Source organism: Sinomicrobium endophyticum (assembly GCF_052983315.1).
Window position 1 is genome coordinate 239,405 of the sequence record NZ_JBRKIS010000018.1, and the last position, 26,555, is coordinate 265,959.

The 26,555-nt window shown below is 45.0% G+C and carries 20 protein-coding genes; 10 read left to right on the forward strand and 10 right to left on the reverse strand.

Annotated elements, in window-relative coordinates; all coding sequences use genetic code 11:
- Positions 1-101: 101 nt before the first annotated feature.
- Positions 102-578: a nucleoside deaminase gene (locus tag ACVBDU_RS05720; RefSeq protein WP_447178801.1), complete on the forward strand. Its 477-nt coding sequence runs from the start codon at positions 102-104 to the stop codon at positions 576-578.
- A gap of 55 nt (positions 579-633) precedes the next feature.
- Here ACVBDU_RS05720 and ACVBDU_RS05725 read toward each other — a convergent pair whose 3' ends face one another.
- Positions 634-2,445, reverse strand: a complete 1,812-nt coding sequence (locus ACVBDU_RS05725; RefSeq protein ID WP_447178802.1) for a hypothetical protein — start codon at positions 2,443-2,445, stop codon at positions 634-636.
- Positions 2,446-2,905: 460 nt separating this feature from the next.
- Here ACVBDU_RS05725 and ACVBDU_RS05730 point away from each other — a divergent pair, with 460 nt between their 5' ends.
- The 4 genes from ACVBDU_RS05730 (at position 2,906) to ACVBDU_RS05745 (ending at position 10,716) form a co-directional block, all read left to right on the forward strand.
- Entirely contained in the window at positions 2,906-5,776 is a 2,871-nt protein-coding gene (locus ACVBDU_RS05730) for a TonB-dependent receptor (RefSeq protein ID WP_447178803.1), read from the forward strand.
- A gap of 395 nt (positions 5,777-6,171) precedes the next feature.
- Positions 6,172-8,178 (forward strand): excinuclease ABC subunit UvrB, encoded by a 2,007-nt coding sequence (gene uvrB, locus ACVBDU_RS05735; protein ID WP_447178804.1) that lies wholly within the window; start codon positions 6,172-6,174, stop codon positions 8,176-8,178.
- Positions 8,179-8,335: 157 nt separating this feature from the next.
- Positions 8,336-9,343, forward strand: coding sequence for a formylglycine-generating enzyme family protein (locus ACVBDU_RS05740; protein WP_447178805.1), 1,008 nt, complete (start codon positions 8,336-8,338; stop codon positions 9,341-9,343).
- Positions 9,344-9,393: 50 nt separating this feature from the next.
- Positions 9,394-10,716, forward strand: a complete 1,323-nt coding sequence (locus ACVBDU_RS05745) for a Gfo/Idh/MocA family protein (RefSeq protein ID WP_447178806.1) — start codon at positions 9,394-9,396, stop codon at positions 10,714-10,716.
- Between the two features lie 30 nt (positions 10,717-10,746).
- Here ACVBDU_RS05745 and ACVBDU_RS05750 read toward each other — a convergent pair whose 3' ends face one another.
- From ACVBDU_RS05750 to ACVBDU_RS05770, 5 genes are all read right to left on the reverse strand, one after another.
- The gene (locus ACVBDU_RS05750; RefSeq protein ID WP_447178807.1) at positions 10,747-11,832 is read right to left on the reverse strand and encodes a serine hydrolase; all 1,086 of its coding nucleotides are present in this window, start codon (positions 11,830-11,832) and stop codon (positions 10,747-10,749) included.
- A 173-nt stretch (positions 11,833-12,005) separates the two neighbouring features.
- Positions 12,006-12,545, reverse strand: coding sequence for a thioredoxin family protein (locus ACVBDU_RS05755; protein ID WP_447178808.1), 540 nt, complete (start codon positions 12,543-12,545; stop codon positions 12,006-12,008).
- Positions 12,546-12,614: 69 nt separating this feature from the next.
- Positions 12,615-14,042, reverse strand: a complete 1,428-nt coding sequence (locus ACVBDU_RS05760; RefSeq protein WP_447178809.1) for a pyridoxal phosphate-dependent decarboxylase family protein — start codon at positions 14,040-14,042, stop codon at positions 12,615-12,617.
- A 23-nt stretch (positions 14,043-14,065) separates the two neighbouring features.
- Positions 14,066-14,503, reverse strand: coding sequence for a carboxymuconolactone decarboxylase family protein (locus tag ACVBDU_RS05765; protein WP_447178810.1), 438 nt, complete (start codon positions 14,501-14,503; stop codon positions 14,066-14,068).
- Positions 14,504-14,533: 30 nt separating this feature from the next.
- Entirely contained in the window at positions 14,534-14,992 is a 459-nt protein-coding gene (locus tag ACVBDU_RS05770) for a DoxX family membrane protein (RefSeq protein WP_447178811.1), read from the reverse strand.
- Between the two features lie 81 nt (positions 14,993-15,073).
- Here ACVBDU_RS05770 and pdxR point away from each other — a divergent pair, with 81 nt between their 5' ends.
- From pdxR to ACVBDU_RS05795, 5 genes are all read left to right on the forward strand, one after another.
- Positions 15,074-16,549 (forward strand): MocR-like pyridoxine biosynthesis transcription factor PdxR, encoded by a 1,476-nt coding sequence (pdxR, locus tag ACVBDU_RS05775; RefSeq protein ID WP_447178812.1) that lies wholly within the window; start codon positions 15,074-15,076, stop codon positions 16,547-16,549.
- Positions 16,550-16,689: 140 nt separating this feature from the next.
- On the forward strand, positions 16,690-17,781 hold the full coding sequence (locus ACVBDU_RS05780; RefSeq protein WP_447178813.1) for an AI-2E family transporter: 1,092 nt from the start codon (positions 16,690-16,692) through the stop codon (positions 17,779-17,781).
- A gap of 73 nt (positions 17,782-17,854) precedes the next feature.
- The gene (locus ACVBDU_RS05785; RefSeq protein WP_447178814.1) at positions 17,855-18,976 is read left to right on the forward strand and encodes a THUMP-like domain-containing protein; all 1,122 of its coding nucleotides are present in this window, start codon (positions 17,855-17,857) and stop codon (positions 18,974-18,976) included.
- 23 nt (positions 18,977-18,999) lie between these two features.
- The gene (locus ACVBDU_RS05790) at positions 19,000-19,659 is read left to right on the forward strand and encodes a 3'-5' exonuclease (RefSeq protein WP_447178815.1); all 660 of its coding nucleotides are present in this window, start codon (positions 19,000-19,002) and stop codon (positions 19,657-19,659) included.
- A 177-nt stretch (positions 19,660-19,836) separates the two neighbouring features.
- Entirely contained in the window at positions 19,837-20,541 is a 705-nt protein-coding gene (locus tag ACVBDU_RS05795; RefSeq protein WP_447178816.1) for a hypothetical protein, read from the forward strand.
- Positions 20,542-20,580: 39 nt separating this feature from the next.
- On the opposite strand, the gene ACVBDU_RS05800 is transcribed toward ACVBDU_RS05795, so the two are convergent.
- The 4 genes from ACVBDU_RS05800 to ACVBDU_RS05815 form a co-directional block, all read right to left on the reverse strand.
- On the reverse strand, positions 20,581-22,017 hold the full coding sequence (locus ACVBDU_RS05800) for an SLC13 family permease (RefSeq protein ID WP_447178817.1): 1,437 nt from the start codon (positions 22,015-22,017) through the stop codon (positions 20,581-20,583).
- Between the two features lie 72 nt (positions 22,018-22,089).
- Entirely contained in the window at positions 22,090-23,994 is a 1,905-nt protein-coding gene (acs, locus tag ACVBDU_RS05805; protein ID WP_447178818.1) for an acetate--CoA ligase, read from the reverse strand.
- 316 nt (positions 23,995-24,310) lie between these two features.
- Entirely contained in the window at positions 24,311-26,005 is a 1,695-nt protein-coding gene (locus ACVBDU_RS05810) for a sodium:solute symporter family protein (RefSeq protein WP_447178819.1), read from the reverse strand.
- Positions 26,006-26,174: 169 nt separating this feature from the next.
- Positions 26,175-26,432, reverse strand: coding sequence for a DUF4212 domain-containing protein (locus ACVBDU_RS05815; RefSeq protein ID WP_447178820.1), 258 nt, complete (start codon positions 26,430-26,432; stop codon positions 26,175-26,177).
- Between the last annotated feature and the right edge of the window lie 123 nt (positions 26,433-26,555).

The window sequence follows — 26,555 nt, forward strand, 5'->3', positions numbered from 1 at the left end:
CTGCCATTTATGGCATTACGGAGACTCTATTCCGGCCTGAAACACACTCCGAACCTGCCGGGAAATTCATACATTTACCCGCAGGAATAACGAATTTAAACATGACAGAAGAAGATAAAAAATTTATGCGCCGGGCCATTGCTTTGGCCAAAGAAGGTATGGAAGCCAATGCCGGGGGGCCGTTCGGTGCTGTTATCGTAAAGGATGGACAGATTATAGCCGAGGGATATAACCAGGTGACTTCGCACAACGACCCTACCGCACATGCGGAAGTAACGGCAATCCGAAAGGCGTGCGAAAAGCTGAAATCCTTCCAGTTGGAGGACTGCGTTATATATACCTCCTGCGAACCCTGTCCCATGTGTCTCGGCGCCATCTATTGGGCCAGGCCGGAAAAAGTGTATTATGCACTGAACCGGGAAGACGCCGCCAAAATAGGTTTTGACGACCAGTATATCTACGACGAACTGGACAAAGCCATGGAACTTCGCGAGATAGCCTTTGAAAATATTATCCGTAACGAAGCACTTCCGGTCTTTGAAGCGTGGAACAGTAAAGAGAATAAGGTAGATTATTAAAAAATACTCTATCCCATAGGGATGCACAGCCGTGCATCCCAACGGGAAAAATATATTATAACGGTATTCCGGACGGTAAAATTTCTTCCGTTTCCTTCATTTTCACCCTGGCGTCCGCAAGGCTTTTCAGGATTCCTTTTCTATCCCCTTCGGGGATATCCATTCCGGAAAAAAGTTTTTCGTAATACCTAATCCCTTCCGAAAGATTGTCTTTAAAACGTTTCACTTTTTTATCTACCTGAACAGAAGGTAGTTCTTCAGCTTCTTTTACCTCATTTTCATAAGCTTCCAGGTATAATTCCAGTTCCTTGATAAACATATGTGGGCGGTTTTCCGTAGCCAGGAGGTTTTCCCTCCCGTAAATATGTCCTGCCATTGCCTGCAGGGTTGCCTGCTTGTTAAAATATGCGATATTCGGCCCGGGACAAATAACCACCCCCTGTGCTTCCCCTTTTACCGGAAGATCATTTTCCAGGTAAGCGGCATTGGCCAGACCGACACATAAGCAGGATTTCTCCGTAATCCGGTTCTTCTCTGCCTGGTAAGCTGCGGGAGAGAGGACTTCCGTGTCCAGGGCTTTCAATTGCGCTTCCTGGTATTTACGCGATGCCGTGCAAATTTGTTTTTCCCCGTTAAAAGTTTGCAGGGCAAGATATTTTTTCGGGCAGGAACTTCCCGGCCTGTTTTTGGCAATACGGGCATCCCTTTGTTGTTGATTGGTCGTATTCTTTACGGTATGAAACGGAACGCCAAGAGGTGATATTCCGCTGAGATACAAGTCTTCTTCCCTGGCGTTGGCCAGCAGATTCCGGGTTTCCACGTCTACTGCCGTAGCCTCCTCTACCAATAAAAAGGGGGATCCCCACCCTACACTATCTACCTGGTAATGATCCAGCAAAAATTGATGCTCCCCGGCAGTTCCCACGCCTCCCTGTACGGTAATCTTTAGTTCCGGTTGTTCCGCGGGGACTATCTTCCCTTTACTTTCCAGGGCTTTACAAACCGTTTCGTATGCCGAAGTTTCCAGTTGTGATTTCTTCTCCCGGAACTCTTCGAGGATAGACCCCAGCAAATAGCCATCACTGGCAAAGGCATGCCCGCCACAATTGAGTCCGGATTCGATACGGAACTCCGATACCCACAATCCCTTTTGTGCCAGGAAACGGCTTTGCACTTGTGCCGACCGGAAATCGCTGACCTTTAAAACAATTTTCTTTTTCAGGTTTCCGTCCGCGTCCGGAAAGAAATCTTCAAAATTCTCCATATAAGAGTACAACCGGGGATTCATCCCGGCAGAAAGGACCAGGGAAGAACTCAGGTTGCTCTGCGCAAAACCCCGCAGCGCCGCATGGGCATCGTTGAATTCAGCAGGCAGCACCTCCCCGTTACTAAAGTTCGCTTTATCCACTTTGGTCATAATATTGACATCTATGGCGCCGGGATATAATACTTTGTCCAGGTATTCCGCAATACTTTCTTTTAAGATCGTACTGCCTTCCGATAATTCCTGAAGCTTCTTTTTTATATTGTTCCCATCCGGTAAGAGACTATGAAAATACTCCTGCACGGAACCGCTCGTAATCAATTCCTGCTTAAATGCTTTGAATTTTTGCTGCACTATGTTTTCTACGAGGTTCAGGTAATTGGTAATCCGTTTCGCCCGGTAATCCAGTACTTTTTTGGTCGTTTCCCGGTAAGGGAAGTTAAACTTCTTACTGTAAAAGGCGTTCATGCGTTCTACGAGTTCATCATCTACGATAGAAATCACCGAGTCTATTCCGTATTGTGCTACACGAACAGGCGTGTCTATGGTAAATGCCAGTCCCATTACGGGAATATGAAAAGTATGCAATGTTTGGCTGTTCATCCTTGTTTCACTTTTTTAATAGAAAATAAGTGTTAAAGGTGCGATGATCCATCCGGGCAAAAAATGACATTTGTCATGTGCAATCATTTTATGTCAGAAAACAAAAATCGTAGAAGTTTTACCCTAAATCATAAAATATTAAACCCAAAGGATTGCTTATCATAGCTCTCGAAAACACCCAGGCATTTTAAAAGGGATTTTATTTAATTTTTCCCTCCTCGTACGTCTATCCTATGGCAATTTTCAGTTTATAATCCATCCCGGACAGATTAATCGGGACACATTGTTATACATCTTTATCAGGTGTCATAATAAAGGTATTTCCGCCTTAACCTATAAAAACACATCTTCCACATCAGCTACGTACACAGGAAATAAGATTATATTTTAGATTTTAAAAAGTATTTTATTACAATTATTTAACATATTTTTGGTAGTACTAACACTAAAAATTTTACTTATGAAGAAAATCTCATCTATTTTAAGTCTTTTATTATGTTTCGCATATGGTTTCGCCCAGGATATGACGGTAACCGGAACCGTGACCGATGATTCCGGGGAACCGCTCATAGGCGTATCGGTTGCTGTTAAAGGCACAACCCGTGGTACTACTACGGATTTTGACGGAAATTATGCTATAGATGCATCTGCCGGAGATGTCCTTATATTTTCTTACGTCGGTTTTGAAAGCAAACAGATCACTGTAAGTTCTTCCGACCTCAACGTGCAACTGGCTTCCGGGGTAGCCCTGGAAAACGTGGTTGTCGTAGGATCCAGGAACCCGGCAAGGACAGCTACGGAAACCGCGGTACCGGTAGACGTTATCGATGTGAGTGAACTTACCTCGCAGGGACCGCAGGTTAACCTGAACCAGATACTAAATTACGTTGCTCCTTCCTTTTCTTCCAATACCCAAACCATCTCGGACGGAACGGACCACGTAGACCCTGCTTCACTGAGAGGACTCGGACCGGACCAGGTTCTGGTACTCATCAACGGAAAAAGAAGGCATACTTCTTCGCTCATCAACATCAACGGTACTTTCGGAAGGGGTAATGTAGGGACCGACCTCAATGCCATTCCGGCTGCAGCCATTGAACGCATTGAAGTGCTCCGTGACGGTGCCGCCGCACAATACGGCTCGGACGCCATTGCCGGGGTTATCAATATCGTATTAAAGAAAAATGTAAACGAACTTACCGTAATTGCAACAACCGGCGCGAATTTTTCCAAAAATGCCGAAGAACAGACCGGGGGTATCGACGGCGCTACAACCAATATAAGTGCCAATTACGGCCTGCCCCTGGGAGACAAGGGAGGTTATATAAACTTTACCGGGGATTTTGATTACCGGGATGATTATAACCGGATGAAAGAATGGGAAGGCCCTGTTTTTAACGCATACAATGCCATAGAAAATGTAGCTAATGCCAGCAATTATGACATTAGCAACCTTTTTACCGATGTCGACGCCATAAAACAATACGGTGCACAAGTCCCGTACTTTTCTTCCGAATTACAAGGTCAGATAGCTTCTGCCAATAGTATAGAGGACTTGCAGGGTATTTTAGATGCAGATGTAACCGACCAGGAACTTGCTGCCAGGGGCATGGATCGCACGGACTTTAACATGCGCGTCGGACAATCCGCATTGCGGGGTGGGCGGTTTATGGCCAATTTCTCCCTTCCGTTAGACGATAACGGCACGGAACTCTATTCCTTTGCAGGTATCAGCTCCAGGACCGGGAACTCTGCCGGGTTCTACCGTATGCCCAATGAATCCCGGACCTATACCCCGGCATATATCCATGGTTTTCTCCCGGAGATCAACTCCAAGATCAAAGACCGTTCTCTCTCTGCGGGGATAAAAGGAAAAATAGGCGACTGGAATGTGGATTTCAGCAATACCTACGGAAAAAACTCCTTTGACTATGAAATTTCCAACACTTCCAACGCCTCCATGCTGAACGCTTCCCCTTCCCGTTTCGATGCCGGGGGATTTGCCTTCACACAAAACACTACCAACCTGGACATAAACCGCTTCTTCGAAGATGTTTTTGCCGGGGTCAACGTAGCTTTCGGAGCGGAACACCGTTTTGAAAACTACGAGATTACCGAGGGAGAACTGGCTTCTTATGCTCAGTACGATGTAAATGGCATGCCGATCACCACGGACTCGCAGACTCCAAGAACAGACTTTTTCGGAGCGCCCAGACCTGGAGGTTCCCAGGTGTTTCCCGGTTTTTCGGAAACCAACGCCCTATCCCGTGACCGCAGCAGTATAGCCGGGTATTTTGATGTGGAAGCCGATTTTACCGAAAGGTTCCTGGTCAACTTTGCCACCAGGTTTGAAAATTATTCGGATTTCGGGTCTACCATCAACTTTAAAGTAGCCACCCGTGTAAAAGCCACGGACAACCTGAACCTGCGTGCCGCACTTAATACCGGGTTCCGTGCACCATCCCTGCACCAGTTGTATTTCAATTCCACATCCACTGTATTTGACAACCAGGGGAATCCACAGGAAGTAGGCACCTTTTCCAATGACAGCCGTGTGGCCGGATTGCTGGGCATACCTAACCTCAAGGAGGAGACATCCAAAAGTGTCAGTGTCGGTTTTACCGCAAAACTTCCGGATGCCAATATAAGTATTACCGTAGATGGTTACTTCGTATCCATAGACGACCGCATTGTATACACCGGTCAGTTTGTACCCGGTGATAACGAAGAACTGCAATTGCTTTTCAGCCAGGCCAACGCCTCCCGTGCGGCATTCTTTGCCAATGCCATAGATACGGAATCCAAAGGGCTGGATATGGTGATCACCCATAAAGCCTTCCTGGGGGAAAACCTGCAACTGAAAAACGATCTTTCCGCCACCTTCTCCCAAACCAGGAGGGTTGGCGACATTAAAGCATCTTCCGTACTGGAACAAGCCGGGCTGGTAGAAACTTATTTCCCGGAAGAAAGCCGTGTGTACCTCGAAGAAGCCGTTCCAAGAACAAAGATCAACCTGACCAACAACCTGTCTGCAGATAGATTTAACATATTTCTGAGAAATGTTTTCTTCGGAAAAGTAACCGAAGCCACTAACATCATTGAAAACCAACAGGAATTCAGCACCAAACTGGTAACCGATCTTTCCGTAGGGTACAAATTTACGGAAGAACTGACTCTTACCCTGGGAGCAAATAACCTGTTCGACATCTATCCGGACAGGGCCATAGAAGCCAACAGGAGCAGTGGCCGCTTCGACTGGTCTCGACGGGCACAGCAATTTGGTATTGGCGGACGTTTCCTTTTCGCAAGGATTAGTTTTGTACTGAAATAAAAAACAGGTTAAAATATTGATAACAAATATTTAACCCGCCTTTTACACTACAGAGGGTCAAAAAAATTATGTTTTTTTAACCCTTCACAAAATATCGTATAAAAAAGAGCGTTACTATTATGGAATACAGAGAAACCTGCTTCATTGACAACAAACTGTGTATTCTATTTTTTTCAAGTTCTCATTTTTGAGATTGTGTTTGATTTAGCCCCAAACTTCCACCTCGGTGGGAGTTTTTTTTTGGGGAGGCGAGAAAGTTATAAGCTGTACTGACCAACTCCAAAACTAACAACTCACCAACCAGAGAACTCCCAATCCCACCACTCCAAAACTTATCCCTTTTCATCTTCGGAATATCAGGTTTAAACTTCCGACTTTGTTTGTATATTTACCCTATGAAATTCCATGTAAAATCAGAATTCAGTCCTACGGGAGACCAACCGGAAGCCATAAGACAGCTGGTTTCGGGGATCGTAAATGAAGAGAGATACCAGACATTGCTGGGAGTTACCGGATCGGGAAAAACCTTTACGGTTGCCAACGTTATCCAGGAAGTACAACGCCCTACCCTGGTACTTGCCCACAACAAAACCCTGGCAGCACAACTATATTCGGAATTCAAACAGTTTTTCCCGGACAATGCCGTGGAATATTTTGTTTCCTACTATGATTACTACCAGCCGGAAGCTTATATTCCCGTTACCGGAACTTATATTGAAAAGGACCTCTCCATTAATGAGGAAATAGAAAAACTACGGTTAAGCACCACTTCTTCCCTCCTTTCCGGAAGAAGGGACGTCCTGGTTGTGGCCTCCGTATCCTGTTTATACGGTATAGGTAATCCCGTGGAATTTCAGAAGAATGTTATTCCCGTAGAACGCGACCAGGTCATATCCCGGACCAGATTTTTACACCAGCTCGTACAGAGCCTGTATTCGCGGACCACGGGAGAATTCACTCGCGGTACGTTCCGTATCAAGGGCGATACTGTAGATGTATTTCCCGGCTATGCGGACAATGCTTTCCGCATTCACTTTTTCGGCGATGAAATAGAAGATATCGAAGCCTTTGACCCGCAGACAAACCAGATACTGGAAAAGTATGAAAAACTGAATATCTATCCCGCCAATATATTTGTCACTTCCCCGGACGTATTGCAGAATGCCATCAAACAAATCCAGGATGACCTGGTAAAACAGGTTACCTATTTCAACGAAACAGGCAAACAACTGGAAGCAAAACGCCTGGAAGAACGTACCAACTTTGACCTGGAAATGATCCGGGAACTCGGGTATTGTTCCGGTATTGAAAACTATTCCCGCTACCTGGACGGTCGTGAGGCAGGGACCCGTCCCTTCTGCCTCCTGGATTATTTTCCGGAAGATTTCCTGATGGTAGTGGACGAAAGCCACGTAACCATCCCCCAGGTGCACGCCATGTACGGTGGAGACCGTTCGCGTAAAGAAAACCTGGTGGAATACGGATTCCGCCTGCCTGCTGCAATGGACAACCGCCCGCTGAAATTCGAGGAATTCGAAGCTCTTCAGAACCAGGTGATATATGTAAGCGCTACTCCGGCAGATTATGAACTTCAGAAAACCGACGGTGTATATGTGGAGCAGGTAATCCGTCCCACCGGGCTTCTGGACCCTGTTATCGAAGTACGTCCCAGCCAGAACCAGATCGATGACCTGGTGGAGGAGATACAGATGCGGGTGGAAAAAGATGAACGTGTACTGGTGACCACCCTGACCAAACGTATGGCGGAAGAACTTTCCAAATACCTCACAAGAATACGGATACGGTGCCGTTACATACACAGCGACGTAGACACGCTGGAACGTGTGGAAATTATGCAGGACCTGAGAAAAGGCCTGTTTGACGTGCTTATAGGGGTAAACCTGCTCCGGGAAGGACTGGACCTGCCGGAAGTATCTCTCGTAGCTATCCTGGATGCCGACAAAGAAGGTTTCCTCCGTAGTGCCCGCTCCCTGACCCAAACCGTGGGAAGGGCGGCGAGAAACCTCAACGGGAAAGCCATTATGTATGCCGATAAGATAACGAACAGCATGCAGAAGACCATAGATGAGACCAACTATCGAAGGGAAAAACAAACAGAATTTAACAAAGTTAATAACATCACCCCGAAAGCCCTGAACAAAAAAATAGACAACAGTCTCGGTAAAAGCCCGGTTTCCGAAATGTACTATGACAATACACAAAACGGGCTGGCATCCGCAGCAGAACCACATATGGAATATGCATCCAGAGAGCAGGTGGAAAAAATAATCCGTGAAAAACGGAAAACCATGGAAAAAGCTGCCAAAGACCTGGATTTTATGCAGGCTGCCAAACTAAGGGATGAAATAAAAGCGCTCCAGGATAAAGTAAAGTCGATGTAGATTATGGCCTCACCAAGTAAAACCGTAATACTATATGCTCTTTCGCTTTTATAACAAACAATATCACTTTGTTAAATAATGTTAATTGCTTAAAAAACTGAGAATAATTGTATAATATTCGGAAAACTTACGGATAATTAAAACCAATCTGAGCCAAATGTTTCGTAACCGAATATATTCCCTTTTAGTGTTTGTAAGCTTTTTCTCATTGATGTTCACGATCACATCATGGACTATCCAATCGGAAAAAGATAAATTCGATCCTTATACCCAAGAAATTCCCGGCACTTCCGTTTCTTTTGACATGGCTCCCATACCGGAAGGAACTTTTAAGATGGGGAGTTCCGAAGGAGATACCGCACAGCAGGCAGATGAAGTTCCGCAACATGAAGTAAAAATATCCCCTTTCTGGATGGGCACCCATGAAATTACCTGGGATATCTATGAGATGTTTCTCAACAGGGACTATGAACAGACTATGAGTGACAGTCCCGTTACGGATGAAGTGGATGCTGTGTCCCGTCCTACTACTCCCTACCTGGATATGACCTTTGGCATGGGTAAAGAAAATATGCCCGCCATAGGGATGACACAGTATAATGCCTTACAATTCTGTAAGTGGCTATATGCAAAAACAGGAATATTCTATCGTTTACCTACCGAAGCAGAATGGGAATACGCCTGTCGCGCCGGGGCTTCCTCTCTTTATTTTTTCGGGGATTCCCCGGAAAAACTTGACGATTATGCCTGGTATGCGGATAACAGTGAGGACAAGCCCCACCCCATAGGACAAAAAAAGCCTAATCCGTGGGGCTTATACGATATTCTGGGTAATGTAATAGAGTGGACGGCTGATCAGTATACGGAAGATAGTTACCAGAGATTTGCAGGAAAAACCACAGACAATCCCATTGTCGAAGCAACCGAACTTTATCCCCGTTCCGTACGTGGCGGTAGCTATAAGAGCGAAGCCGAAGATCTCAGATCGGCCAGGCGTTTTGCTTCTTCCCCTTCCTGGAAACAGATAGATCCGCAAATGCCGAAAAGCAACTGGTGGTTTCCCGAGGCCCCTTTTCTGGGGATTCGCGTAGTACGGCCTTTAAATCCTCCTTCCGAAGAAGAAATTATGGCTTATTATAACCGGGAACCTATTGAGGATTATTAACAGATTTTGAATTGCAACCTTATTTAAACCGTTAAATAAATATCTTTCTTATGAAACCATCCAACACAAATAGTCGCAGAGATTTTATGAAAACTGCCGCTATGGCAACTGCCGGGGCTACCATGTTAAATCCGCTTAACATTCCCGGGGCTTATGCTGCCGGAAGCGATGTTATAAAAATAGCCCTTATAGGTTGCGGAGGACGAGGCACAGGCGCCGTCTTCCAGGCTTTCGAAACAGGACATAACCTGAAACTGGTTGCCATGGCCGATGCATTCGGAGATCAACTGGAAGACAGTCTCTCGAAAATTCTGAAGAAATTCGGCAAGGAAAAAGTGGATGTTTCGGAAGAAAGAAAATTTGTAGGTTTCGACGCTTACAAAAATGCTATCCGAGAAGCAGATGTGGTACTTATTGCCACTCCCCCCGGATTCCGTCCTTACCATTTTGAAGAGGCCATAAACCAGGGCAAACAGGTATTCATGGAAAAACCCGTAGCCACAGATGCCATCGGTATCCGTAAGGTGCTCGAAGTCGCCGAAAAAGCCAAAGAAAAAAAACTAAACGTGGTTGTCGGGCTACAAAGAAGATACCAGGATAATTACATCGAAACCGTAAAAAGGATACGCGATGGTGCCATTGGCGATATCGTGGGCGGACAGGTATTCTGGAACGGCGGCGGCGTATGGGTACGGGAAAGACAGGCCGGACAGACCGAAATGGAATACCAGATGCGTAACTGGTATTATTTTAACTGGTTATGCGGCGATCATATTGTGGAACAACACGTACACAATATAGATGTAGCCAACTGGGTTAAAGGCAGCTACCCGGTAAAAGCCGAAGGTACGGGTGGACGCCTGGTGCGGACAGGAAAAGATCACGGGGAAATTTACGACCATCATATCGTATTATTCACTTATGACGACGGTACTGTAATACACAGTGAATGCCGGCACTTCCCCGGAGCGCATAACCGGGTGGACGAAAGCTTCCAGGGCACCAAAGGACGTACATTTATGCATGCGGGAAACCACGGGGTTATCTGGGATACCAAAGGCAACGAATTGTATAAACACAACGGGGAAAACAACCCGAATCCGTACCAGAAGGAACACGACGAGCTGTTTGCTGCTATCGTGAAAGGCGAATACAAATTTGCCGATGCGGAAAATGCGGCAAAAAGTACTATGACTGCTATTATGGGAAGATATGCAACCTACTCCGGTAAGATCATTAACTGGGACGAGGCATTGAATTCCGAAGTAAGTCTTATGCCGGAGCAGCTGGATTGGAATGCCAACCCCAAAGTGCTTCCCGGTACGGACGGATATTATCCGCATGCCATCCCTGGTAAAACCAAAGTCCTATAAGAAAAATAAGGAAGTTGCTGCCGGTGTCGCCTATGGCCGGGCAGCTAATTCGTTTTTATAAATCTGCCTGCCCAGTTCCGCCAGGAATGGCAGGCCGGTTTTTTCATAATCATAAACGCCATCGTTGAATATACCATTTTCGTTAACCAGCACGGTGGCAGTAAGAATGAACTCCACTCCGCTATCCTTGTCCTTTATGTACGCACAATCCGTAAGGGTCCCGTAAGCATACCCAACCTTATTGTAGATCTCCAGATGTTTCGGAATCGTGGTAATAGTATCGCCATATAGAAAGAAACGGTCAAAACTGTCCGGGTACTCTTCCACATCATAGCCTGCCTGGGCTGGTGTTGCCTTCATAGCATATAGCAAAAACTTACGGTCTTCATCCCGCAGGTCAAAACGCTGTTCTTCCGGATATGCTTGGGGAAAGATCAGCCTTTTCATAGTGTTGTGAAGTGTTTTTACGGGATAGTAGTTTTTCAGGGAAAAATCCATCGGTTCTTCTACAAGCGTACTGTCCTGCATATACCCTTTGCCCTTGGAAATTTCTTTCAGGTTTAACGATTTTGGAGTTTTGTTGTAACTGGAAAACAATTGCACCAGCGTAGTATCGTTCTTATAAGCTACAATAGGTTTGGTTGCTATATTGGCAGCGTCATCGGTAGACAAGCGGTGTGAAAGCCTGAAGGACCCGAGGCCTTTATCTTCCATTTTTTGGTTCACATAATCCGTTCCGAGAAATTCAAAAAGACGGTTAAAGGCTTCGTTATCACTTACGGCAAATATTTTCTTCACCTCCTCCGCCACTGTGGTTTCTACCGTATCCTCTTCCAGGTAAAACCGGGTATTGCGGTTCATCCACTTCTTCTCTTTTACCCGTTCCATAGCCAGTATGGCAACCGGGAGCTTTACAGTACTTGCAGGATAGAAATAAACGCTGTCGTTCACATGATATGAAAAGTCCTCAAAAACGGGGTTTCCCTCGGTATCATAAGTAATACGTGAAAAAACAACCTGGACCCTGTGGGAATCCTGGTCATCCATCACCTTTCGTATTCCGGGAAGGTCTGACGAAAGAGCAGTTTCCAGTGGAGCAGATGTGTCTGTTACCACAACATCTTTTTTACAAGCGCCTGTTAGGTAGACAAGTAAAAAAACACAGCATAAAATTCGAAACATAGTAGTAAAGCCTTGATAGTGAAGTAAATTTAACAATTTATTTTCAATTAAGACTAAACTTTGCGTTAATAGCGAAAGAAATTACACTAACCTAAAAAAGAAAATAACTATTTACCGGGACTATCCTTATATTCTTCCCAGGGAGTCGTTTCAAAAATATTATCTCCGAAGTATCTGGCTACCCTGAGAAAGTTATCCGGTCCCTGGTAACCAGGTATAGGAGAAAGCAACTGCTGTTTTTCATTGAGAAAAACTCCCGTAGGGTAACTGAAACGATTTTGAAGCAATGCCGCAGCCAATTCGTGGTATCCCCTTCTGCCCGCTTCCACGAATTTAAAGGTGCGTCCGTTATATTCTATATCTTCTTTACCTTCCCCGTCCAGTTTCACCATATAAAACTTGTCTCTCATATAAGACGCTACCTCCGGGTTGGCAAAGGTGTCTTTGTCCATCCTTTTGCACCACCCGCACCAATCGGTATAAACATCCACAAATATTTTCTTGGGTGTATCGTCATTTTCCACTTTGTCTATTGCTTCTTCCCAACTCAACCAATCCACAGTGAGGTCCTCTTCCTGGCCAAAAGCCGTGAATATCCCCATGAGTACAAACAAAATAAAAGACAGTATATATCGTATCCAGGCCATGTTTCTGTGTTTTAGTGCATAAAGATATAAAAAAGCTGTTTCCCGGAAAAAATCCGCGATAACCTTTTTCTATATTGCAGAAAGTATTTTGTCTTTATGTTCACGAATCATTCCCAGGGCAATATCTATTTCTCTTCGATGTGTCCGGAAACTTACAACAGCACATCTTATCCATAACTTTTGCTGTATTGTAGTCGAAGAAAAGAACACCCGTCCATCTGCATGCAACGCTTTTATGAAATTTTCATTCTTCCGGTTATCCGGGTCATCCGGGATACGAAAGACCGTTACGGACAAATCGGGTTTCTTTCCCGTTTCAAATCCCATCGCTCCCGCTTCCTGGTGAAAATACCGGCAAAGCAGTAATTTTTCTTCCAGCGCGGCGCGAAAAGGTGCTGTTCCGTGAAGATGCAGGGGCAGCCACATACGCAGCCCTCGGAAATGCCTGGAAAGTTCCGGCCCCGAATCTGCCGGATCCACCTGCCCGGTCCCGTAAGCATCTTTCATATAAGCGGCATGATGGGAATACGATTCGAGAAGTGCCTTTCGGTTACGCACCAACACCACTCCGGAGCCGTAAGGGACAAATAATGTTTTATGTGGGTCCATCACTACGGAATCCGAACGCTCCATACCTTTGAATTTATGTCGCGCCGCTTCCACCAGGTTAAAAAAGCCACCGTAAGCGGCATCTACATGAAACCACATTCCGTATTCCTGTGTTATATCCGCAATCCGGTCCAGGGGATCTATAATGCCCGTATCCGTAGTACCTGCGGTGGCTACCACCATGAAAGGTTTTAATCCCAGGAGTTTATCCTCCGAAATCTGTTTACGCAGAACTTCCGTATCCATCCGGTAATCTTCATCTACAGGAATTATTCGAAGTATTGCTTCTGACAGACCTGTAGTATGTAAGGCTTTATGAATACAATGATGTACCTGTTCCGTGAAATAGATCACCGCTTTTTCCGTATGGGATGCCTTAATACCATGCTGATCTCTGGCTACCTGCATGGCTACAAGGTTGGCTATGGACCCTCCTGAAGTAAGGTTGCCATGGGCTTCTGCCGGGTAACCGGCGACTGAAATAAGCCAGCGGATCATCTGATTTTCTATCTCCACAGCCCCGGGACTGGAATAAGCAATACCGGCATAGCGGTTGGTTACTGCAGCCAGCATATCGGCTATGGCACTTGTCCATAATCCTCCTCCCGGAATATACCCCATATGCCTTCCGGAAGCAGAGTTGATGCCTGTATGGTCTACGTCGTTACGCAAAATTTCCAGCAATTGTTTCATTGGCTTCCCGTTCTCTTCTACTTCCATAGATCTTAGTTTTCCCGTTTTTCCCAGCGTATACCCGGGGTTATGGGGAAGTTTGTCTATAAAATCGTCCGCATATTCATATCCAGCGATACAAATATGTTGCCGCATTTCTTCTCCGGGTTCCAGCTGCCCGGCCCGACGTTCCAGTTCTTCTATTTTTTCCAGCATGATCTTAAGTTTGTTCCGGCTTTTTATTCTGCTACCATATGTACGGCTATAGCAAGCCTGTTCCAGCTATTCGTAAGGGTTACCGCAAAAAGCAGTTGTGCGACTTCCGTTTCCGAGAAATATTCCCGGGCCTTCCGGTAACTTTCTTCGGACAGTCCCTTTTCGGATATCCCCGTCACTTCTTCTGCAAGTTGCAAAACCGCTCGTTCCTTTTCGGTAAAGAACGGAGTCTCTCGCCATGCGCTTACCGCATATACCCGTTGTTCTGTTTCTCCTGCTTTTCGGGCATCCCCTGAATGTAAATTTACACAATAGCCACAACCGTTTAGCTGCGATACCCTGAGTTTTACCAATTCTGCCAGTCCTGGGTTAAGATCAAAGGAAGCCAGATATTTCTCCGCAGCTTCCATAGCCTTGTAAATACGGGGTTCCGCTTTACCGATATCCATTCTTTCTTTCATCTCTTAATGCTTTTATTTTAACCATTTATACTACTTACCTCTGTTCTCCAGATATGTCTCCAGGCTCCACGTCCCGTTTGAGGCTGTTACAGCCAGCAGGAATGCCGCAGCACTGTCTGCAAAAACACTATAATCCAAAGGATTCTTTATCCCGAACGAGTATGCCATAGCCAGAGCAAAGGTCAACGTCAGAAATGCTGCAAGATATGCTGCGGCCTGTGTTTTATACCCCAGGAGTAATAAAGCAGCCACTACGGTTTCCAAAATAGTTGCTCCTATGGCTAATAACGGGATTACCACTGACGGTGCAAATGAATTGACCTGAGCCGTATAATCCAGGAAAGACTCCCAACCGGAGGACTTAGCTCCCCATAATCCCAACCTGGAAAAGACCGCAGAAAAAAAAGTAGCAGAAAGAGCCAGCCGTAATAGTAAAACGGCACGGGAAACTGCCCGATGCTCTGTTTCGAATTGTTTTGAATTTTCCATTATTTGATTATTTTTTATCAAAAGTATATCTTTACTGGATGATGCAAATAATCCAGAGAATATAAAACAGCTAATCCAGACATGTATTTCTTAAAAGATTTTATCCGGATAAATCATAAAGGTGAGTTACCCGTATATATCCAGCTTACCAATGGTTTTATCCACTGCATTATGTCCGGGCATCTCCGCAAAGGTGTAAAACTTCCCGGCTCCAGGAAAGTTGCCGCCTTGATCAAAGTTAACCGTATGACTGTCGTAGCTGCTTATGATGAATTACAGGCACAGGGATGGATAGAACAGATACCGAGAAAAGGTGCTTTTGTCAAAAATGAACTTCCGGTACTGTCTCCCGAGGCTCTGACCGAGGAAAACATCGGGCAACACAGCAGCATAAAAAATACGTATTTCAGTTTTGATGAAGAACGTATACTGCCTATTCTGACCTCGGGATTTCCTCCGGAGGGAATGCTGGTATTCAACGACGGCTTTCCCGATCCGCGGCTTACCCCCATTGAGGAACTCACGCGAAGTATGCGTAGCCTGTCCCGCAGAAAGACGCACAAGAAATACATGATGTATGGCGGCGAACAAGGAACACTGCTGCTCCGGGAAACCATGGCTGAAAATCTGAGCGATACCCGCGGACTTCCTGTTACTCCAGACAACATTCTTATAACCAAAGGTTCACAGATGGGTATATATCTTGCTGCTTCGATTTTATTGCGACCGGGAGATGAGATCATTGTAGGAGAACCGGGATATACGGGGGCAACTTTCGCATTCCGGCAGCTTGGCGCGTCCATTAATTACGTTCCCGTTGATAAAGAGGGAATAGATGTAGAAGCTATAGAAAAACTTTGCCGGGAGAAGAACATACGCTTCATCTACGTTATCTCTCACCATCACAATCCGACGACGGTTACCCTTTCCCCAAAAAGAAGAATAAGACTTCTGGAACTGGCTGCCGAATACCGGTTTGCTATTATCGAAGACGACTACGATTATGACTTTCATTACTCGAGTAAGCCCATGATGCCCATAGCAAGCCTGGACAGGCATGGAAGTGTTATTTATATCGGGACATTGACCAAAACCCTGGCCCCCTCTATCCGTATAGGTTTTATGATCGCCCCGGAAAATTTTATCCGGGCTGCGGTTTACCTGCGGAAATCCATAGACGTACAGGGAGACAGCCTCATGGAAAATGCCATTGCGGAACTTTATAAAGACGGCACTATAACAAGGCATATTAAAAAATCGGTAAAGATATACAGAGAACGAAGAGATCACTTATGTACCCTCCTCCGGGAAGAACTCGGAGACCTGGTATCCTTTACTGTCCCGGATGGTGGTATGTCGGTGTGGGCACATTTTCCCGGTACGGATCTGGCCGTACTCTCTTCCGGGGCCAGGAAAAAGGGATTGATTATTCCGGATGGCCGGGAATATGATAATGCCATGCAAAAATACAACACGGCAAGGCTGGGTTTTGCTTCCCTGAATCCGGAAGAGCAGCAAAAAGCCGTAACCATATTAAAGGAACTGCTCCGCATATGATCTCTTGCCGGGAACCCCCCGGATATTCTGTATAGAACAGATACACCTTCTCTACCTTTTTATTTATTCTAAAATTGAAAATCATTACATTTACTTTTTCCGACGGAAACCCTGGCCTTCGGAAAGCGAAAAAAACATGTATGACAAATTCAAAAACCATCGCGAACGGGATTCTCCGGGCTGTAGGCATACTTACCGGAATAACCGTTTTACTTCTTTTCCTGCACAAGATCAAATCCGTACTGATATATATCGCCTTTGCGGTGGTTATATCTCTTATCGGACGTCCCATAGTACGTTTTTTTAAATACAAACTGAAATTCGGCAATACCATTTCTGTCGTAATCACCATGACCCTTCTGGTATGTGTACTGGTAGGGCTCATAGCTATGTTCGTCCCGCTTATCCTTCAACAGGGGCATAACCTTTCCCTACTGAATATAAACGAACTTCAGAAAAATCTGGAAAATTTATACACGGAAATAACCGAATATTTTGCCATACGACAGATAGATATATCCCAATCCATACAGGATTTCAACCTGTTTTCCGATCTGGGTATATCTGCTATTCCGAATTTTCTGAACTCCCTGGTGGGCACACTCGGTAATTTCGGGGCAGGATTGTTTTCCGTCATTTTTATTTCCTTCTTTTTCCTGAAAGACAGCAGGCTCTTCGATGCATCGGTCTTTACCCTGGTACCCGATAATAAGGAAGATAAAGCCCGGCGGTCTATGGAAAAAATCAAGAACCTGTTGTCCAGGTATTTCATCGGACTGGTTCTTCAGATACTCATCCTGTTTGTTATTTATACGCTGATCTTACTTATTCTCGGTATTCCGAATGCCATCGTTATAGCCTTCCTTTGTGCCCTGCTGAACCTGATCCCGTATATAGGCCCGCTTATTGGTGGTGCCCTTATGATCATCCTCACAATGACCGGTAATCTGGGTGAAGATTTCAGCACCGTAATATTGCCGAAAAGCATATATGTCCTCGTCGGATTTATCCTTGGTCAGCTTTTCGATAATTTTATCAGTCAGCCTTTTATTTTTTCCAACAGCGTTAAATCACATCCCCTGGAAATATTTCTGATCATCATTATAGGAGGATTGCTTTTCGGGGTTACCGGAATGATCGTAGCCGTACCCGTTTACACGGCTATAAAGGTAATTTTAAAAGAATTTCTCGAAGAAAACAAGATTGTTAAGTCCCTGACTAAAAACCTATAGTAATACTTTGAATAAATATATATTAAATACTGGTATACAAAATTTTATACAGAAAAACAACGGTACTGACATTGTGTCACTTCTACTAAAAAAGAGTCCTTTTCAGGAAGTTAGCATGCAGGAAATTGCCAACCAACTGGAATCCAGAAAAAAGGCAGAAAAAAAGCTGCCCACATGGTTTGATACTCCTGAAATTTATTACCCTCCGAAACTATCTGTCGAACAAACTTCCTCGGAAACGACGGCAAAATATAAAGCCGGACTTATAGCCGGAAAAACACTTATCGACCTTACCGGGGGCTTTGGCGTGGACTGCCACTTTTTTGCGGAGAAGTTCGAGCGCGTTTTTCATTGTGAAATGAATCCGGAATTGTCGGAAATCGCATCCCATAACTTCGCCATTCTCGGAGATAAGAATATAACTTCCGTTGCCGGGGATGGCATCGGTTACCTGGAAAAATCCGGAATGCAGTTCCATTGGATCTATGCGGACCCGTCCCGTAGAAACGACGCCAAAGGAAAAGTTTTTATGCTTGTCGACTGTCTTCCCGATATCCCGACTCACCTGGACCTGCTCTTCTCCCGCTCCGAAAACATACTTCTTAAAACCTCCCCTATTCTTGACATTACAAGTGGCCTCCAGGAACTTCGTTTTGTGAAAGAAATACATATAGTAGCCGTCAACAACGAGGTAAAGGAATTACTTTGGATTCTGAAAAAAGGTTTTTCCGGGGGCTGTATCTTAAAAACAGTAAATATTACCGGGGAGGAAGAAAAGAAATTCGACTTCGAAAAGGACAGGGAAAGTGATGCGAAAGTTTTTCACTCCCTACCGCAACAATACCTGTACGAACCGAATGCGGCCATTATGAAATCGGGAGGTTTTAAATCCCTCTCCGAAAAAACAGGCCTGGCGAAACTACACCAACACTCTCACCTGTACACTTCGGAAGATCTTTATCCGGATTTTCCGGGCAGGACCTTTCGTATAACCGAACGGTACGTCTATAATAAAAAGGTTATAAAAAAAGTATTTGGCAACAGCCAGGCCAACATTACTATCCGTAATTTCCCGGAAAGCGTAGCCCGGATCCGGAAAAAGTTCGATATAAAAGAAGGGGGAGACCGCTATATATTTTTCACAACGGACAGAAATGGTGAAAAAACAGGGATAGCATGTCATAAAATCAAATAATCAGGACGAAAAAAAGAGATAAGGTGTTTAACTTCTTTAGAAAAAAACGAACGGATTACCCGGAATACTGGACAGCTTACGAACAGAGTTTTCGGGAAAAGCCCAAACCGGAAATATCGGACACCAGGTTTGTAGTACTGGACACGGAAACCACAGGGTTTAATTATAAATCGGATAGAATACTCAGCATAGGTGCGGTACCCGTATTACATAACACCATTTCCATAGCTGATGTATTTGAAGTATACATACAACAGGACACATTCAACCCGGAAACCGTAAAAATACACGGGCTGCTCCGGGAAGACAGACGTGTGGAAGCCATAAGTGAAGAAGAGGCTATACGACAATTTCTCGCTTACACAAACAATACTGTCCTTGTGGCACACCATGCAAATTTTGACCTGACCATGATAAACACCGCCCTTAAACGCCTCGGTCTGCCCCGTCTGAAAAACAGGGTTCTGGACACGTCTTCGCTTTACACCAGGTCCAGAATAACTTCCAATCTAATAGACTACAATAAAAACTATTCTCTCGACGAACTGGCCGAAACGCTGAATGTTGCCAGGAACGATCGCCATACCGCCACCGGTGATGCCTATATCACTGCCCTCGTATTCCTGAAAATTCTTTCCCGATTGGAGAAAAAAGGTATTTACAAGACCAGGGAACTGTTTTGAATTCTCCAGAATGAAGAAGATATTTTTAACAATCCCAAAAACAAATTTCCGGGAAAAAATGGTCAGTACTACGGAATATTTCAGTAATTTCAGTTTTACAAATCAGAACCGCATATTTCTGTAATTATCTATAAATCCATTCACTGAGCAAATCAAAATATTGTCGTATCCGTCAAGATGAAAACAATTTCTTTCTTATTGCATTTTCCCAATGACAGTGGCCCCATTTACAGAGAAACCCTGGAAGGAAGGTTTCCGGTTGAACCGTTCAATACGCTGAGTAATTTTCTTTTTCTGGTAATCATTATCCATTTCACCTTAAAGATCCGCAGAAACTACAACCAACATATATTCCTTGCTCTTGTACTTCCTATATTGTTTATAGGCTTCATCGGCGGCACCGTTTATCATGCCACAAGAAGTCATGAAATATGGTTATTACTGGACTGGGTTCCCATCGTCCTGCTATGCCTGGCATCTTCTGCATATTTCTGTATAAAAACAGGTAAAAACAGCTGGTCCAGGCTTGGCTTGCTAAGCCTTGTCTTATTACTGATGTTCGGTGCCCGTTTTATAAACTGGCCGGGAAATGTTTCCATTTCCATGGGTTATATAGCTTCCGCCCTGGGCGTCGTTTTACCCATAACCTTATATCTTTACTCTACAAAATTCCAGTATGGATTGTGGGTACTTCTGGCAGTTTTCAGCTTTTCCGCAGCCATATATTGCAGGTATCTGGATATCCGTTCCGATTTCCTTCATATGGGAACGCACTGGCTTTGGCATAGCTTCGGTGCATTGGCCGTTTTCTTCCTGATGAATTATATTTACCTGGACAGGCAAACACCTTCGAAAGTCAACGACCTCGGAGCATCCCGATAGTTATCGGGATTATCGGGACACTTAGTGAGTAAATCCGTATTATCCGTAAACCCAATGTACGAGGGTCAAGGCAGCGATAACCAAAAAGATCACACTGATCAGGTTCAGGAAAAATCCGGCTCTGACCATATCGGACATTTTGATGTACCCGCTGGAAAACACAATGGCATTAGGTGGCGTGGATATGGGCATCATAAAGGCACAACTCGAAGCTATAGCCACCGGAACGGCAAGGTACATGGGATTGATATCCAGTGTCCTTGCTATACCGAGCACAATAGGCATAAAAATAACCACAAGCGCCACATTACTCATCAGTTCCGTAACATACAGGGTAAATGCCGTAAGCAGAAGAATAAGGAGCCACAAAGGCATACTGCCATCGCCTGCAATCACATTACCTATAAACTCTACAATTCCAGTACTTTCCAGTCCTTTGGCAAGACATATACCACCACCGAATAACAGGAGTATCCCCCACGGCAGTTTTTCCGTATAGCTCCAGTTAAGCACATATTCATGCGTTCTGAGCTTTACGGGCATTACAAACATAAGCATTCCTCCCCCCATTGCTATGATGGTATCATTGAGATAAGCACCGCCCAGCAAACCGTTGATCTGCGACTTGAACACCCAGCTACAGGCCGTAAGGAAAAATACCATAGCCACCAGTTTTTCTGCCAGGTTCATCTTTCCCAATTCCCGGAGTTTTGTCTGTACCAATGCCCCGGAACCATCCAGCCTCCCTAAATTATGCTTGAAGAGCACCCTGGTGATCATCAAATAGGTGATCAGGAGCATAACAGTGCAAACGGGAATCCCGATAAGCAACCACCGGCCGAATTCCACTTCCTGCCCGTAAAACTCCTTCATAAACCCAACGAAAACCACATTCGGAGGTGTTCCTACGATAGTTGTTACTCCACCTATATTTGCTGCGTAGGCTATACTCAGCATCAGACCAAGTCTGAAGCGACGGTATCCCTTATCCTGACCGTCCCCTTTTCCTTCCTCCAGGAGTTTTATTATAGACAATGCTATAGGCAGCATCATTACGGCAGTCGCCGTATTGGATATCCACATACTGAGGAAGGCGGTTGACAGCATAAAACCGAGAATAATACCATTGGCATTAGTACCGGTAACTTTGAGTATATTCAGGGCGATACGGCGATGCAGGTTTTGTTTTTCCATGGCCAGGGCTATGAGAAAACCTCCCATGAACAGAAACACAATAGGACTGGCATAGGGCGCGGCAGCTTCTTCCATGGTAAAAACCCCGAAAACCGGGTAAAGCACGAGGGGCAGCAATGCCGTTACGGGTAGGGGAACTGCATCCGTAATCCACCAGACCACCATCCATGTTGCCAGCGCAACAACCTGAGGAGCTCCGGGTTCCAGGCTGTCGAATTGCAAGGTGAGCAACAGAATAACAAACAATAAAGGCCCGACGATCAGGCCTATCGTTTTAGTCATAGATAAAAAGTTTAATTACGGCTGGAAAAACAAAGGCATGCGGCGGTAATAACCATCCGCATGCCATTATAATCAGACCGCATTTTCTATAATATCTTCAACAACTTCCGGATTGAGCAAGGTGGAAGTATCTCCCAGATTACTGGTGTCTTTTGATGCTATTTTACGAAGTATCCTTCTCATGATCTTACCGCTACGTGTCTTAGGCAAACCACTGACAAACTGTATTTTATCCAGTTTCGCAATAGGTCCGATATGTTCGGAAATATACTGATTGATCTCTTTGGTAAGATTTTCCCTGTTCCGGGTCTCCCCTGTTTCCTTGAGAATGATAAAGCCGTAAAGCGCGTTTCCTTTTATATCGTGCGGGAATCCGACAATGGCCGATTCTGCTACCGCCGGATGCTCGTTTATAGCATCTTCTATAGGTGCCGTACCGAGGTTGTGCCCGGAAACAATAACCACATCGTCTACCCTTCCGGTGATCCTGTAATATCCTACCTCATCCCTGAGGGCCCCGTCACCGGTGAAATACTTACCGGGAAAAGCGGAGAAATACGTTTCTTTATACCTGCGATGGTCCCCCCAGATAGTCCTTGCCATAGCGGGCCAAGGAAATTTGACACACAAATTCCCGACAACCTGATTCCCTTCTATTTCATTCCTTTTCTCATCCATCAGTACCGGCTGCACTCCCGGCAAAGGTAGTGTTGCATATGTAGGTTTGGTAGGTGTTGCAAATGCGATGGGCGATATCATAAGTCCTCCTGTCTCTGTTTGCCACCAGGTATCCACGATAGGGCATTTTTTATTTCCCACGTGGTCGTTATACCAGTGCCAGGCTTCCTCGTTGATAGGTTCTCCTACCGACCCGAGTACTTTTAAAGAAGACAGGTCATATTTGGTAACCCAGTCCGTGCTTTCCTTGGCCAGGGCACGGATAGCGGTTGGCGCCGTATAAAATTGCGTTACTTTGTGTTTGTCTACCACTTCCCAGAACCTTCCGAAATCCGGATAAGAAGGTACTCCTTCGAACATTACCGTAGTGGCCCCGTTGGCAAGAGGTCCGTATAAAATATAAGAATGCCCGGTGATCCAGCCTATATCTGCCGTACACCAGAACACATCTTTTTCTTCGTATTGAAATACATTTTTGAAGGTATACGCCGTATAGATCATATATCCTGCCGTAGTATGCAGCATCCCTTTCGGTTTTCCTGTCGATCCGGAAGTGTACAGGATAAACAACGGATCTTCGGCATCCATTACCTCTGCAATAGATTCGCTGGAAGCTTTTTCAAGCAACGGGGCCAGCCATACATCACGACCTTCCTTCATCGGGATATCCGCATTGGTACGCTTTACTACCAGTACCGTGTTAATAGTCGGACAAGTCTCCAGGGCATCATCTACAATTCCCTTGAGGTCTATAGTTTTATTTCCGCGAAATCCACCGTCAGAAGTTACTACCATTTTACACCCGCTATCCTGTATCCTGGCAGCCAGGGCAGCTTCCGAAAAACCTGCGAAAACAACAGAATGAATAGCACCGATACGGGCACATGCCAGTACGGTAACGGCAAGCTCAGGGATCATAGGCAGGTAAATACACACCCTGTCCCCTTTTTCCACTCCCTGGTCCCGAAGTACATTGGCCATTTTACACACCCGGTTATACAGGTCGTTATACGTTATGTGTTCTGCCTGTTCTTTCGGGTCGTTGGGTTCAAAAATAATGGCGGTTTTATCGCCGCGTTTCGCCAGGTGACGATCTATACAGTTTTTGGTTATATTCAGCTTTCCGTTCACAAACCATTTTACTTCCGCTTCTTCGAGCCGGTATTCCAGTACCTTATCCCATTTTTTGTACCAGACAAAGTCTTCGGCTACTTTAGACCAGAACTTCCTGGGTTCCCGGACCGATCTCTTGTATACCTTAAAATATTGTTCCAAACTCTTTACTTCGTAAACACCCATAGTCAGTTTTTTCTTTTTTATAGTTGCACTGTATCCATGCCAACCGAAAGAATCAGAAACAGGCCGTACCCTGGCGTTATCGTACCCCAAGGATGCACGAAACGGGATCGCCCTGATGGTTTCTTCATTGTTGACATTGTATTATTAATTGTATTCGCTTGTTGCTATTTTATCGTCTGAAAATGCAAAAACATATCAAATATATAATTAAAATCTTCTTCAGACATATTTTTATCTTATAATCTTAACTGTCATCCGAACAATTGACGATCTGTAAATAGTTTTTATAAAACCACCGTGTTTTCAGGGCTACGGATCAGTGCGAAACCGCATTTTCCTCTCCATCTGGAATACGGATATTTTCTACGATCTCCTGTACCTCTTCCGGGGGTTCGGGAGTAAAGCTGTTTACCAGAAGGGCTACGATAAAATTGACGATCATAGCCACCATACCGAACCCTTCCGGGGAAATACCGAACCACCAGTCTTCTTCACTACCTCCACCAAACATTTCGAATTTGAATTTCATCATGTAGAACAACATCAGCAATATACCTGCTATCATACCGCTCACTGCTCCTTCCTTGTTCATCCGCTTGTAAAAGATACCGAGAATGATGGCCGGAAAAAACGAAGCCGCGGCCAGACCGAATGCCAGGGCTACCACGGCCGCAACAAATCCGGGCGGATTAATCCCGAAATATCCCGCCACTATCACCGCTACTGCAGCACTGCCCCTGGCTATCCATAATTCGGTTTTATCCGATATACCGGGTTTTATTTGTTTTTTTATCAGATCATGTGCTACCGAAGTGGAGATTACCAGTAACAACCCGGCTGCTGTAGAAAGTGCTGCGGCAAGCCCCCCGGCGGCAACCAGGGCTACCACCCAGTTGGGCAACCGGGCAATCTCCGGATTTGCCAGTACCATAATATCATTATCTATATGTAGTTCGTTAGCTTCTTCATCTGCCAGGTACTGTATGCGACCATCCTTATTTTTATCCGTAAATGCTACCAGCCCTGTAGCTTCCCAGTTCGTAAACCATTCCGGCATATCCGCATAGTTCCGGTCACTGACAGTCTCTATAAGATTGGTCCTGGCAAAAACGGAAACCGCAGGTGCCGTAGTGTACAAAATAGCAATAAAAAGCAAGGCCAGTCCGGCTGATTTCCGGGCATCTTTCACTTTGGGTACGGTAAAAAAGCGGACGATAACATGGGGCAACCCTGCCGTCCCCACCATCAGGGCCAGGGTTATAGCAAAGACATCAACCATACTTTTGGTTCCGTCCGTATATTTGGCAAACCCCAGTTCTTCAGACAATCCGTTCAGTTTATCCAGCAGGTATGTCCCGGAGCCATCTGCAAGCGTATCTCCCATACCTAGTTGCGGGACAGGGTTTCCTGTCATCTGAATGGAAATAAAAATGGCGGGCACCATAAAAGCAAATATCAAAACACAATACTGGGCCACCTGGGTATAGGTTATCCCCTTCATCCCTCCCAGCACCGCGTAAAAGAGTACGATCACCATACCTATAATCACCCCGGTATTGATATCCACTTCCAGAAAGCGGGAGAAGACCACTCCCACACCGCGCATCTGCCCTGCTACATAGGTAAAGGACACCAATAAAGCACATAAAACCGCTACTGTACGCGCTGTAGCGGAATAATAACGGTCTCCTATAAAATCCGGAACGGTAAATTTACCGAATTTCCTAAGGTAAGGGGCCAGGAGCAATGCAAGAAGCACATATCCACCTGTCCACCCCATAAGGTATACCGCACCGTCATATCCCATAAAGGAAATAATCCCGGCCATAGATATAAAAGAGGCCGCGGACATCCAGTCTGCGGCAGTAGCCATTCCGTTGGCGAGCGGGGAAACTCCTCCTCCCGCAACATAAAACTCTTTTGTGGACCCCGCACGGGACCATATGGCAATACCGATGTAAATGGTAAATGAAATAGCTACTAAGACATACGTCCAGACTTGTACACTCATGGTTGGTTGTATTTATATGTTTTGCAAACAAAGAAGCATGAAAAAAACATCCCTGTACCGGATCTTCATCGGCGGATATACTGTTTATGATATTTGTCCCTTCCGAATATCCTCCGGAAACTTAAAAAAGGGAGAGTCTGCCATACCTATATCTGCATGGCTGTAGGTATTATTTATCATACCCGTACTTCTTATCCAGCTTATTCATCAACCGGATATATACGAAAATGAGTATCACAAAAACGTAAATGGCCCCTTGCTGGGCAAACCAGAACCCGAGTTCAAAACCACCTATGCGAATATGATTTAAAAGATCTTTGAATAGTATTCCCGCTCCGTAGGATACCAGGAACCAAATGGAGAGAAGAACGGAGAGGTATTTAATGTTCTCCTTCCAGTAAGCTGTTGCTCTTTGCTTCGATGTCATCAGGCAAATTCTTTATTTTAGCAATAAATATAATATTTTAACTCAACAACACCTATACCGGCACTAAAAAACACTGCTAAATAACATTATCGCAACATTTTCCAATACAACAGATTGTTTTCT

What these genes read in the sequence shown, in the direction of transcription:
- ACVBDU_RS05720 (WP_447178801.1), top strand. Translation starts at nt 102, where the DNA reads ATGACAGAAGAAGATAAAAAATTTATGCGCCGGGCCATTGCTTTGGCC.
- ACVBDU_RS05725 (WP_447178802.1), bottom strand. Translation starts at nt 2,445, where the DNA reads ATGAACAGCCAAACATTGCATACTTTTCATATTCCCGTAATGGGACTG.
- ACVBDU_RS05730 (WP_447178803.1), top strand. Translation starts at nt 2,906, where the DNA reads ATGAAGAAAATCTCATCTATTTTAAGTCTTTTATTATGTTTCGCATAT.
- uvrB (WP_447178804.1), top strand. Translation starts at nt 6,172, where the DNA reads ATGAAATTCCATGTAAAATCAGAATTCAGTCCTACGGGAGACCAACCG.
- ACVBDU_RS05740 (WP_447178805.1), top strand. Translation starts at nt 8,336, where the DNA reads ATGTTTCGTAACCGAATATATTCCCTTTTAGTGTTTGTAAGCTTTTTC.
- ACVBDU_RS05745 (WP_447178806.1), top strand. Translation starts at nt 9,394, where the DNA reads ATGAAACCATCCAACACAAATAGTCGCAGAGATTTTATGAAAACTGCC.
- ACVBDU_RS05755 (WP_447178808.1), bottom strand. Translation starts at nt 12,545, where the DNA reads ATGGCCTGGATACGATATATACTGTCTTTTATTTTGTTTGTACTCATG.
- ACVBDU_RS05760 (WP_447178809.1), bottom strand. Translation starts at nt 14,042, where the DNA reads ATGCTGGAAAAAATAGAAGAACTGGAACGTCGGGCCGGGCAGCTGGAA.
- ACVBDU_RS05765 (WP_447178810.1), bottom strand. Translation starts at nt 14,503, where the DNA reads ATGAAAGAAAGAATGGATATCGGTAAAGCGGAACCCCGTATTTACAAG.
- ACVBDU_RS05770 (WP_447178811.1), bottom strand. Translation starts at nt 14,992, where the DNA reads ATGGAAAATTCAAAACAATTCGAAACAGAGCATCGGGCAGTTTCCCGT.
- pdxR (WP_447178812.1), top strand. Translation starts at nt 15,074, where the DNA reads ATGTATTTCTTAAAAGATTTTATCCGGATAAATCATAAAGGTGAGTTA.
- ACVBDU_RS05780 (WP_447178813.1), top strand. Translation starts at nt 16,690, where the DNA reads ATGACAAATTCAAAAACCATCGCGAACGGGATTCTCCGGGCTGTAGGC.
- ACVBDU_RS05795 (WP_447178816.1), top strand. Translation starts at nt 19,837, where the DNA reads ATGAAAACAATTTCTTTCTTATTGCATTTTCCCAATGACAGTGGCCCC.
- ACVBDU_RS05800 (WP_447178817.1), bottom strand. Translation starts at nt 22,017, where the DNA reads ATGACTAAAACGATAGGCCTGATCGTCGGGCCTTTATTGTTTGTTATT.
- acs (WP_447178818.1), bottom strand. Translation starts at nt 23,994, where the DNA reads ATGGGTGTTTACGAAGTAAAGAGTTTGGAACAATATTTTAAGGTATAC.
- ACVBDU_RS05810 (WP_447178819.1), bottom strand. Translation starts at nt 26,005, where the DNA reads ATGAGTGTACAAGTCTGGACGTATGTCTTAGTAGCTATTTCATTTACC.
- ACVBDU_RS05815 (WP_447178820.1), bottom strand. Translation starts at nt 26,432, where the DNA reads ATGACATCGAAGCAAAGAGCAACAGCTTACTGGAAGGAGAACATTAAA.